The organism is Caldimonas sp., from assembly GCF_046289365.1.
Lineage (GTDB): Bacteria > Pseudomonadota > Gammaproteobacteria > Burkholderiales > Burkholderiaceae_C > Caldimonas.
The window spans coordinates 1-1,875 of sequence record NZ_JBKBVU010000339.1 but is presented as its reverse complement, the minus strand read 5'-3'; the positions used below and the strand labels follow the sequence as shown (position 1 = coordinate 1,875).

General features: G+C 71.0%; 1 protein-coding gene and 1 pseudogene. One reads left to right on the top strand and one right to left on the bottom strand.

The annotated features are described in order from the left end of the window. Positions 1–657 (top strand): annotated as a pseudogene (locus ACK42S_RS17825) (polyamine aminopropyltransferase); the annotation flags it as partial. Between the two features lie 33 nt (positions 658–690). On the opposite strand, the gene ACK42S_RS17820 reads toward ACK42S_RS17825, so the two are convergent. Further along, positions 691–1,875: DUF5666 domain-containing protein (locus tag ACK42S_RS17820; protein ID WP_409710775.1), on the bottom strand; the 1,185-nt coding region annotated here is incomplete at its 5' end.

Here is a 1,875-nt window from a genome sequence, read left to right as displayed (position 1 = left end):
ATCGCGCACGCGCAGCCCCGCTCGGTGCTGGTGGTGGGCGGTGGTGACGGCGGCTCGGCCGAGGAGATGTTCAAGCACCCCGGCGTGGAACGGCTGGTGCTGGCCGAGCTGGACGGCGACGTGGTGGACATGGCGCGCAAGCACCTGCCGTCCATTCACCGGGGGGCGCTGGACGATCCGCGGCTCGTGCTGCGCATCGGCGATGGGGCGGCCTTCGTGGCCGAGCAGGCCGCGCGCCCCGACGGCGAGCGCTTCGACCTCGTGGTGCTCGATCTCACCGATCCCGACACCCCCGCCCAACCGCTCTACACCCGCGAGTTCTTTGCCCGGGTGAAGCAGTTGCTGCGGCCGGGCGGGGCCGTCACCCTGCACATCGGCTCGCCGATCTTCACGCCTGATCGCGTGCACCAGCTCACCGCCTCGCTGCGAAGCGTGTTTGCGATCGTGCGGCCCTTCGGCCTGTATGTGCCCCTGTACGGCACGTACTGGGGCATGGCTTGTGCCTCCGACACCCTGGATCCGGCGGCGCTGGAGCCGGCCGAGGTCGAGCACCGTCTGGCCCAGCGCGGCATCGCCGGGCTGCGCTATTACAACGGCGACGTGCACCGCGCGCTGTTTGCGCTGCCCAACTACTACCGCGACCTGGTGAGGGGCTGAGCCCCACACCCGCCCCAGGCGGTGGGGCGCGATTCAGTCGTCGAACTCGATCTCCCGGGCTTGCAGGGCGCCGTCACGCAGCACGCCCTTGACCTCCACGCGGTCGCCCGGGCCCAGATCGCCGACGCTGCCGCCCTCGAACACGGTGCTCGCGTCGTACGTGACGAGGACGCTGCGGCCCCCGTCGGTGCTCAGCGTGAACTGACGCAGCACTGCATCGAGCTGCGACACCGTGCCTTCCCACTCGCTGAGGCGCTCGTCATCGTCCTTGATCTCGACCTCGTCGGCGCGCAGGGCCCTGGCGCGCCAGGTGCCCTCGACCCCGACATAGCGGCCCAGGGCCAAGCCGGAGACGGCCTGTTCGGCCACCACTGGCAGGCCGTCGACGCGGAAGTGGCGCGCATCGTCCATCGCCGTCACCAAGCCCTCGATCGTCAGCCGGCGGCCTTCGGTGAAATCGGAACGGTCGATGGTGGCCCAGGCCTGCACCGGCCATGCCGCCATCCCGCTGCCGGGCGGCACGCGCAGCCACACGAAGTCGCCCACCGCAGGGCGGCCGCTCACGCCGGAGAAGTCGAACCATTGATCGCCGAGCCGCACGAGCTCGTCGTTCACCTCGCGCACGAAGCCGCGGGCCTTGTACGTGGGGGCTGCGGCCGCCGACGCCATGTAGGTGGCAACGAACTGCGGCACGACGCCGGAGCGGTCCACATAACCCCAGACTTCCACGACCTGGTCGAGGATCCGGCCCGACTCGCGGATCAGCTCGCGCAACCGGTCGTCGAACACGGTGGCTGCATTGAAGCGCACCGGCAGCCCCAGCACGCGCAGTTGGCGCTCAGACCACTGCACATCGGTCACCGGCCCGCGCAGCGATCCCGCCAGCACGATGCGCTGCGCCACCGCGCGCCGCACGCCGGCGGCATCGGTGCGGATCTCCCCGGCGTCGATCGCCACGACCATGCCCGGCCGCAGCGCCGACGGCGGCACGGGGCTGGCCTCGTCCTCCACGGCCACCGATTCGATGCTGCTGTCGTCGAAGCGGATGCCGCCCACGTGCACCGAGCCGAAGCCCGAAATCGGCCCCGAGGCAAAAGAGCCTGTGCCGCCTTCACCGACGCCGCCACCGCCGCAGGAGCTGAGCAGCATCAACAGGCCCAGCACGGCCAGGGCGCCTTGCCACCAACGTGAGCCGCCGGGGCCGATGTGGTGCGTGAG